Below are 9,250 nucleotides of genomic sequence, written 5' to 3' on the forward strand. Positions count from 1 at the left end.
TTCTAATACAAACACAAGATCATATTTAGGGATGATGTAATCATCAATAAAATGCTCCAACTATTCAGTTTTTCGCAGAAATAGCTATGACTGCCAGCCCCCCTCCCTCCCTTGATGCCGTCGATCAACAGATTGTCACCCTTCTACGGGTTGATGGTCGCATGACCTTCACCGAAATTGCTAAGCGCTTAGACATCCCTGAAGCAACTGCCCGCTATCGGGTGCAGCGATTACTTCAGTCTGGCACAATTCAAATCCACGCCTGGCCCAACCCCGAAAAGCTAGGAACACCCCACATTTTGATGCTCTATTTAACAGTGGACAATAGTCAGGTGATGTCCGTTGCTGAACAGCTTACTGCCATGGACGAGGTGCGGTTTGTGGCGGTAGCTGCCGGACGATACAACATTATTGCTGATGTGTACTACGGAAATCATGGGGAAATTCTGGATTTCTTAGCAAAGCTCCAGCAGGTTTCCGGTGTCGTGAGCTATGAGTCGCAAATTGTCCTGAAGTTGCTTAAGGCGGAGTACAACCCTCTGCAGTCGCTTTAGTCAAAGGCGATCGCCCTAGCTACAATTGATAGACTCTATGGTGACGAAATTCTCAGGAGCGATCGCTCTATTTAGGGTCGGTGGGGGAGTGATGCTCAACGGGTTAACACTCAAACAGGTCAGTTATGTTATTTCATTTAGCGTGTTGTGCCCTCCCATGGGTTAAGGCGTCTTCGGGGGCAAGGATCGATCAACATCGCCTTGGCAGTATGGGCTGATCGACATCTGCATACGGTATTGCTGAACTAGGGAATGAATCTCTAGTTACAGGAGCTGAAACTCTATGCCAACTATTACGGAATAATCTTGCTATTCAGCAACGCCCTGCATACTATGCCAAGCAGAGTAGCTATCCGGACAATGTTCAACCTAGCCCAACTCAGTGGAAGGATGGTCAACGATAGCCGAGCTATTTGACCTTATGAGGGATGCTATGATGAGCAAGCAAGAGATATTTAGCATAAACAGCAGTTAAGCGGAAAAGGCGACCTCACGTGATCGCTTCAGCGGAGGGTATATGGCTATTGACATCATCGACAAACTTGCACAGCTTGTCGATCAAGAGCGCGACATCTTGCTCGCTGAGTGGCGGGCGCAAGTCCGGGCGCTTCCGGCGGCGCAGGATCTCGACGCGCCAACACTCAACGATCACATCCCTTATCTCCTAACAGAACTTGCAATCGCCCTTCGCAGCGGGTCGGGCGAGACGATCGCCCAAACTCTTGTCGACGACAGTTCCTCCACCCACGGCTTGCAGCGGGTCAAGGATGCATTCGATATTCAGGAGGTTGTTGCCGAATACAACATCCTGCGCGGCTGTATCCACGACCTAGCTGAGCGCAATGGTTTGAGTATGCAGGGAAGGCCATTCCATGTCCTCAACCGTGTTCTTAACGGAGCGATCGGGTCGGCTGTGCAGTCGTTTGCTGCCCAGAAGGCGATCGAGATCCAACAAGAGCGAGAGCAGTACTTATCGTTCGTGGCCCATGACCTACGCACGCCCCTGAATGCCATTTCGCTGTCCGGGCGGGTTCTCGAAACGATCCTCACTCGGAACCATGCCGAAACGCCGCAGGCTACGCAGATGATTAAGATCCTCAAGCGAAATGTACACCACATGGAGACGTTGATCAGTCAAGTCATTGAGGAGAATACGAATTTGGTAACCGAGGTCGGTGTCAAGTTGGAATGCCGGGACTTTGATCTATGGCCCCTAGTTGAAGCCCTCATCCACGACCTCCACCCCGTTGCCGGGACAAACACCACTCGCCTGACCAACACCGTACCCAAGGATTTTGTTGCCTACGCCGATGCCAGTCTGATGAGACGGATTTTCCAAAACCTGATCGCTAACGCGATCGCCTACACGCCACGCGGGGAAGTCATCATCGGCGCGTGTAAGACAGATGCAGGTGATGTTGAGTGTTTCGTCCAGGACAACGGGGACGGGATCCCGCCAGAGATCTGCCAGACTGTGTTCGTTAAGCACGAGACAGATCCTGAAAAAGAGGGAGGTTTGGGGCTTGGTCTCGCCATCGTTAAGACATTTGTTGAGGCTCACAACGGGGTCGTGACCGTAGAGAGCGAACTTGGTGTCGGCTCAACATTCCGGTTTACGCTCCCCGGACGAAAAAAGTAGCGCACGCCCAGATCAACCGGCTCTAGTAGTATAAATCAATCATAAAGCCGTAACGAGAGATAATGAATTTATCCCAGTTTCAATCCTGGGAAAGAAACCTGGGTATCAACGAATCTTATCCAGCATGGCTGCTTCCAATCATAGCTATTCCCATGACCTACTATCTGGAAATCCAAAGCGGAGTACTGGCTATCGTACTCCGCTTTGATATTATCTAGCACTATGGATTCTCCTGGGCCTCGTCCTGCTCTCGGGTGAGTCGATCTAGGCGATCGTTGGCCTCGCGGGACAGTTGCACACAGCGATGGCCGACAGCGGTGGAGGTCAAACCGCCTAGGGTGGCATAGCTGCCCTGGGGAAGCTGGCCGGTGGCGAGGAGAATAACGCCTGTAACAGTGATGAGAGCGCTGAGGCTAGTGAAGGCTAGGGAGAGGTTGAAGCCCCAATGTGCCTGCCGGATGCGTTCGCGCAGGATGCTGTCGTTAGGTTGGTGGGGTTGGAGCTGGAGGTTAGTTGTCATAGCGTTTACTTGGATGATTGGACTCTTTTAGTATGAATCCAAATCCTTGTATCGCTGTTCAGGCAATGGTTTTAGGTTGTAGAACTTTTGTTCAGCGTTTGTACAACCTTTGGTGATCTTGGTTATAATCGGCTCACCCCTCCGGCAGTTGAGCTATGGCAGATCGAACAAAGCGAACAATGGCAGCCACATCAGAAGGGGTGAAACTGATTAAGGAAAAGTGGCCCATTATTGGGAAAAGTGCTGAGGTGATTGGCGTTCATGTGGGAGTGTCGCGTGGCACAGTGCAGAAGTTTGTTCAGGGGACGCCAATCCTTACTGCCAACTTCAAGGCGCTTTGTGAGCAGCTTGGTCTGGATTGGGAGATAGTGGCGGGTTTGAAAAAGAGCGCCCCTCTTCCAGCTTCAGTTGCTGTGGCCCTAGACCCAGATGACCTAGATGAGCTAGTGCAGAAAGCGCGATCGCATGGGAGCGCAAACATCGAAAAGCGCTGCGGGGAAATGAAAGTGCTGGATATGCGACAGCCTATTGGGGTTGGCGCGATCTACACCGATGTCAATATTCTGGAGAAAATTACGGGTAGAACCCGGCGAGAGTTAGACGAATGTATGCAGGGGCAATCGCCGGACAATTTTGACCGCTTTCTGCTGGGGGCAGTGCGTGAACGACGAGTGGATGGGCTGGAGGCGGTGCAGGACAAAAAGCAGCTCATGATTTTGGGGCGACCGGGGGCGGGTAAAACTACATTCCTGAAGCGGCTGGCCACGCTGTGCAATCAGGGCGATTTTCTTCAAGACCAAGTGCCTATCTTTGTCACACTGAAGGAGTTTGCGGAAACGGTGGATCGCCCTGGTCTATTACCGTTTATCACCCGCTATTTCTCGCCCTCCCTGTCCACAGAAGCCGTGGCTCGTCTTTTGCAACAGGGGCGGGGCTTGGTATTGCTGGATGGCTTAGACGAGGTCTTAGAGCAAGACCATGACCGGGTCTTGGGCGAGATTCGAGCCTTTGCCCACCAGTATGCAGCATCTCACATCGTGATCACCTGTCGCATTGCGGCGCGGGAGTATGTGTTTGAGCAGTTCACAGATGTGGAGATGGCTGATTTCAACGATGAACAGATCCAGGATTTTGCGGATAAGTGGTTTAAGATTAAGGAGCCAGATAGCCTAGATGAGCAAGGCAACTCCACGGTGGCCCAGCTTTTTTGGGAGGCGATTAATGAACGTGAGCCAATCAAAGAACTAGCCATTAATCCCCTGCTACTGACCTTGCTATGTCTGGAGTTTGAGCAATCTTCGGAGTTCCCGCAAAGCCGCTATGAACTGTATCGGCGCGCCCTAGAGGTGTTGTTGCGCAAGTGGGATGGACAACGACGCATTAAACGAGAAACCGTATACAAACGCTTGCCGCTTGAACGCAAAGAAACCTTACTCGGTCAACTGGCGAAATATACCTTCGAGCGAGGGGATTACTTCTTTCGAGAAGATATGGCCAAGCAACGGATTAGCCAATACATTCAGAATTTACCCGATGCTCATACCGATCCCGATGCCCTGTTGGTCGATAGTTATGCCGTATTGAAATCGATTGAAGCTCAACATGGCCTGCTGACGGAACGAGCTGCCGGAATTTATTCCTTCTCTCATTTAACCTTTCATGAGTATTTCACAGCTAAGACGATTGTGGATAGCGCTGATCAAGCTACTGCGCTCCAGTCCTTGGTGGTGCACCTGCATGAAAAACGCTGGCGAGAAGTGTTCCTGCTGGTCGCAGAACGGATGGAATCGGCTGATCAGCTCTTGATTCTGATGAAGCAGCAGATTGACCAGATGCTGGCGAATGATGAAACATTACAGGAATTCCTTATCTGGGTAGACCAAAAATCGAGATCGGTCGGAGCACCTTATAAGGTTGCTGCAATTCGTGCATTTTATTTTGCCCTCGCTCTTGACCGCATTGCCTTCGACCTCGCCCTCGCCCTCGACCGCAACCTCGACCTCGACCGCGCCCGCAACATCGCCATAAACCTTGATCGCAACATCGCCATCGACTTCGCCATCGACCGCGCCCGCAACATCGCCATAAACCTTGATCGCAACATCGCCCGCATCATCGACATCGACTTTGCCCGCGCCCTTGACCAAGGTCTCCAACACAACCTTTACCACACCCGCGCTCGCGCCCTCGCCCCTGAGTTACAACGCAAGCTACAAGAGCTTCAAGACCAGTTACCCAAGGCTGACAACACGACGGAGGAACAATTAAAGCAGTGGTGGCAAACTCAGGGAAAAGTCTGGACTGAGGCCCTGAGAGAGGTGATGATTGAACATCGCAACATTGGCCACGATTGGCAGTTCAGTGATGAGCAACAAAACCTGTTGAGGCAGTACAACACCGCTAACCACCTTCTAGTTCAATGCCTTAATACCAGCTACGTCAACAGAGAAACCCGGCAACAGATTGAATCTGAATTGTTCTTACCCATCCACCGCCTCCAGGCCAATTAAGCTACCAGCCTCGCACTTCCTCTGCCCCAAGAATGGCAAAAGTGAACCTGAGAGCGATGGTGAGCCGGTAGGTAACCCAGGGCAACCTGCGGAATATCGGTCGGGCCAGCGCCATCTATTCTGGGCAAACTAGACCCAGCCGAATTCCAGATTCATCTGAATCCAAACGCACTTGCCCAGCGATACGTTATCTACGTCATGCCAACCTTAGGGTATTGGGGTTAGCGCTTCACTTGGGGGGTGACACCTTTGCTTTCAACGCAGTTTAGGTAGGCAATTTCGGTTTCGTCGAGCTTGTAGTCGTCGTAGTTGTCTTTGACATCAAAGACCTTCTCTAAAAAGTCGTTCCGAGATTCTCTTAAGGCACGGGCAACATTGCCCTGGCTGAGCTGTTTGGGTAAACACTGGGCCATGGCGGTCAGATCGGTACCATCGGCGGCAATATAGCGCTTAGATGCGGGCGAGTCGTCGGCGTAGGCAGGGGCTGCAAACAAACTAGAGCTGAGCCACATCAGCCCAGCAAGGAGTGTCAGAACAAGACGCTGAACAACACCACGAGTAGAACGTCGAGAATTTGACATGTTGATTGAATTTGTGTTGTTGCATTCCAGTTTCATTGTAAACAAATAAAAAGTAAAAGCAATTGGGTGGGTAGGCAGCAACTAGCGCACACTAAGTCCAGCAACGCAAACTTTATGAAGTTCAGAACAAGAATCAGTAGCTTAAGATACCGTTAAACACTTCTTTACCGACCTATAGCTAAGCCTCTGATATGTTCTTTATGTAGAAATACTGGCATGTCAGCGACACTCCATCCATGCTGCTCAGCGCAAGCTTTTGAGCCTGCATAGATGGACAGGAAGTGACGTGTAAAAACTCAGCTTAGAGATGGGTTCACGATCCAGTTGGCCTAGATGTTCTTCGAGGCGACAGGTAAGTAAACCTCATCCAAGTCCAGATGTGGAGTTCTACCTGTGGGAAAACCACAGATCCCAAGCTGGACTTTTTATGTGGCCTGCCTTTGAGGGTTACTAGGGTCATTTAAATCAATAGAAATCTGCACAGGATTTAGGCTCCATGATTCATGGGGCTAACGTTGTGCAGCGGAAAATTGCGCGGCAAACCATTGGTCTTTTTGGAGTTAACGATCTCGCATGGCTACTTCAGTTTTTATCAACGAGTTTCACTACGACAACGTCGGCACTGATACCGGCGAATTTATCGAAATTGCTGCTCCTGCAGGCACCGATCTAACCGGATGGAGCTTAGTGCTGTACAACGGTGCCAACGGCAGCGCATACAACACAACCGTGCTGAGCGACACCGTGGCCGACCAAGGTAACGGCTTTGGTACCGTCACCGTTAACTACCCCAGCAACGGTATTCAGAATGGCGCTCCCGACGGCTTTGCCTTGGTCAATAATCTGGGTCAAGTGGTGCAATTTTTGAGCTATGAAGGCGGATTGACTGCGGTAGGCGGGCCAGCAGACGGACTAACTAGCGTCGATATTGGCGTGGCGGAATCGGGCAGCGAACCAACTGGCCTTTCTCTACAACTGGTGGGAACTGGCTCGATCTATGAAGACTTTACCTGGGTGGCACCTGCTGCTCAAACTCCCAACACAGTCAACAATAACCAGATCTTCAACGCAGTGACGCCTGGGGTGAATGCGTTCATCAGCGAGCTTCACTACGACAACGTAGGTGCAGATGAGGGCGAGTTCGTTGAAATTACCGCTAACGCGGGCGCGGATCTCAGCGGCTACAGTGTGGTGCTCTATAACGGCAACGGTGGCGCGCCCTACAACACCATCACTCTGAGCGGCGTAGTAGCTGACCAAAGCAACGGTCAGGGCACGATCGTGATTGATTTCCCCAGCAACGGCATTCAGAATGGGGCTCCCGACGGCGTAGCGCTGGTCGATGCCGAGGGCAATGTAGTGGAATTCCTCAGCTACGAAGGCTCTTTTAGAGCCGTGGGCGGCGCAGCAGATGGCCTCACCAGCGTTGACATTGGTGTAGCCGAAGATGGGACTACGCCGATTGGCGATTCGCTACAGTTCCTGAATGGGGCTTGGACTGGCCCCCAACCTGCCACTAAGGGAGCTGTGAATAGTGCTGATAACGGCGGCGGTGATAACGGCGGTGGCGATAACGGCGGTGATGTCGAACTGACGCGCATTGGTGACATTCAAGGAGCAGCGCAGGTCTCGCCGCTAGTGGGTCAACGGGTGGCCACCACGGGCATTGTCACCGCTGTCGATACCAACGGCTTTTATCTGCAAGACCCTGTGGGCGACGGCAACCTGGCCACCTCCGACGCAATTTTTGTCTTCACCAGCAGCGCCCCTGGCGTGGCAGTGGGCGACGAACTGCGGGTCGAAGGTACCGTCTCTGAATTTACCCCCGGTGGAGCATCAACCCGCAACCTATCGACGACTCAGATTGGCAGCCCAACGCTGACCACCCTGAGCATCGGCAACCCCCTGCCAGCAGCCACCATCATCGGCCAGGGCGATCGCGTCCCCCCCACGGAAAACATCGATGACGACGCCTTTGGCAGCTTTGACCCCGAGACCGACGGCATCGATTTCTTGGAGTCCCTAGAGGGCATGTTGGTGACGGCCCAAGACTTCCGGGTTGTTGATGCCACCAATCGCTTTGGCGAAATCTTTGGCGTCATTGACAACGGCTTGGAAGCTACGGGGCTGAGCGATCGCGGCACCCTCAATATCAGCCCCGACGACTTTAACCCCGAACGCATTCAGCTTCAGTTTGACAGTGGCGTAACGCCCGCTGCGTTTCCGCTGGTGAATGTAGGCGACACCCTGGGCAATGTTACCGGAGTGCTGGGCTACGGCTTTGGCAACTACGAAATTGTCGTGACCGACGACTTTACCAACCAAATCGTGGCGGGCGGTCTCCAGCCAGAGGTCAGCACCCTAACTCGCGGCAGCGACCAACTCACGGTAGCCACCTACAACGTCCTCAACCTCGACCCCAACGACAGCGACGGCGACACCGATATTGCCGATGGGCGCTTTGATGCGATCGCTCAGCAAATCATCAACAACCTCAACGCCCCCGACGTCATCGCCCTGCAAGAGGTACAGGACAACACCGGCTCAGCCAACGACGGCGTGACGGCGGCAGATGCAACCCTGCAAACGCTGGTGGATGCGATCGCAGCGGCAGGCGGCCCCACCTACGCCTTTATCGACAACCCCTTTATCGGCAACAACACCAGCGGCGGTCAGCCGGGGTCTAATATTCGCACCGCTTACCTCTACGACCCCAGTCGGGTCAGTCTAGTTGAGGGTTCGGTGACCACCGTGGGCGGTCAGGGCAGCGGCGAAGCCTTCCAAGGTGCGCGCCTACCTCTCATTGCCACCTTTGAGTTCAATGGCGAAGCGGTGACACTGGTCAACAACCACTTTTCGTCGAAGGGCGGCAGCGCTCCTATTCTGGGCACCGAGCAGCCCTTTGAGGCTCGCCAAGAAGATGTCTCCGTCAACGGCTCCCTCGACGAACGCCAGAGGCAGTCTGAAGCAGTGCAGGGCTACGTCAACGGACTGCTAGGGGCCGACCCCAACGCCAACGTGGTGGTGCTGGGTGACCTCAACGAGTTTGAGTTTGTCTCGCCTGTACGCGACCTAGTGACCAACAGCGGTCTTACCAATCTGACCGAGACCCTGCCCGAAGATGAGCGCTACTCGTTTATCTTCCAAGGCAACTCCCAGTCGCTCGACCACATTTTGGTCAGCAATGGTCTAGCCACCGGTGCTGAGTTTGATATCGTACATACCAATGTTGAGTTTGCCGCCACACCCCAGCGGGCCAGCGACCACGACCCGCTCTTAGCGCGGTTTACCCTGAATGGAACATCCAACGAAGGTGATACCAATACCGTCATCGTTGGCGACGGGGACAATATCGTTAGCCTAGATGGCAGAAACAACGTTGTGACCACGGGAGATGGCAACAATTTCATCTATATTGATGACGCTGCTGCCAATGGCGGTACAAA

At 53.0% G+C, this 9,250-nt stretch carries 6 protein-coding genes; 4 read left to right on the top strand and 2 right to left on the bottom strand.

The genetic code is table 11. The annotated features are described in order from the left end of the window. Nucleotides 1–86: 86 nt before the first annotated feature. Together V6D20_07850 and V6D20_07855 are read left to right on the top strand one after the other, a co-directional pair. Nucleotides 87–554 carry an Lrp/AsnC family transcriptional regulator gene (locus V6D20_07850; GenBank protein ID HEY9815697.1) on the top strand — a complete coding sequence of 156 codons (468 nt, stop codon included), beginning with the start codon at nt 87–89 and terminating at the stop codon, nt 552–554. A gap of 517 nt (nt 555–1,071) precedes the next feature. After that, entirely contained in the window at nt 1,072–2,193 is a 1,122-nt protein-coding gene (locus V6D20_07855; protein HEY9815698.1) for a sensor histidine kinase, read from the top strand. Nucleotides 2,194–2,413: 220 nt separating this feature from the next. Here V6D20_07855 and V6D20_07860 read toward each other — a convergent pair whose 3' ends face one another. Further along, nucleotides 2,414–2,713: a hypothetical protein gene (locus V6D20_07860; GenBank protein HEY9815699.1), complete on the bottom strand. Its 300-nt coding sequence runs from the start codon at nt 2,711–2,713 to the stop codon at nt 2,414–2,416. Between the two features lie 155 nt (nt 2,714–2,868). On the opposite strand from V6D20_07860, the gene V6D20_07865 reads away from it, so the two are divergent. Beyond that, on the top strand, nt 2,869–5,223 hold the full coding sequence (locus V6D20_07865; protein ID HEY9815700.1) for an NACHT domain-containing NTPase: 2,355 nt from the start codon (nt 2,869–2,871) through the stop codon (nt 5,221–5,223). Between the two features lie 221 nt (nt 5,224–5,444). On the opposite strand, the gene V6D20_07870 is transcribed toward V6D20_07865, so the two are convergent. Then, nucleotides 5,445–5,804, bottom strand: a complete 360-nt coding sequence (locus V6D20_07870; GenBank protein HEY9815701.1) for a hypothetical protein — start codon at nt 5,802–5,804, stop codon at nt 5,445–5,447. A 573-nt stretch (nt 5,805–6,377) separates the two neighbouring features. Here V6D20_07870 and V6D20_07875 point away from each other — a divergent pair. Further along, nucleotides 6,378–9,250, top strand: a 2,873-nt coding sequence (locus V6D20_07875; GenBank protein HEY9815702.1) for an endonuclease/exonuclease/phosphatase family protein, incomplete at its 3' end; no start/stop codon positions are given.

Source organism: Candidatus Obscuribacterales bacterium, from assembly GCA_036703605.1.
In the GTDB taxonomy this organism is placed as follows: domain Bacteria; phylum Cyanobacteriota; class Cyanobacteriia; order RECH01; family RECH01; genus RECH01.

Coding starts and splice junctions, on each gene's coding strand:
- V6D20_07865 (HEY9815700.1), top strand. CDS start 2,869: ATGGCAGATCGAACAAAGCGAACAATGGCAGCCACATCAGAAGGGGTG.
- V6D20_07855 (HEY9815698.1), top strand. CDS start 1,072: ATGGCTATTGACATCATCGACAAACTTGCACAGCTTGTCGATCAAGAG.
- V6D20_07870 (HEY9815701.1), bottom strand. CDS start 5,804: ATGTCAAATTCTCGACGTTCTACTCGTGGTGTTGTTCAGCGTCTTGTT.
- V6D20_07860 (HEY9815699.1), bottom strand. CDS start 2,713: ATGACAACTAACCTCCAGCTCCAACCCCACCAACCTAACGACAGCATC.
- V6D20_07850 (HEY9815697.1), top strand. CDS start 87: ATGACTGCCAGCCCCCCTCCCTCCCTTGATGCCGTCGATCAACAGATT.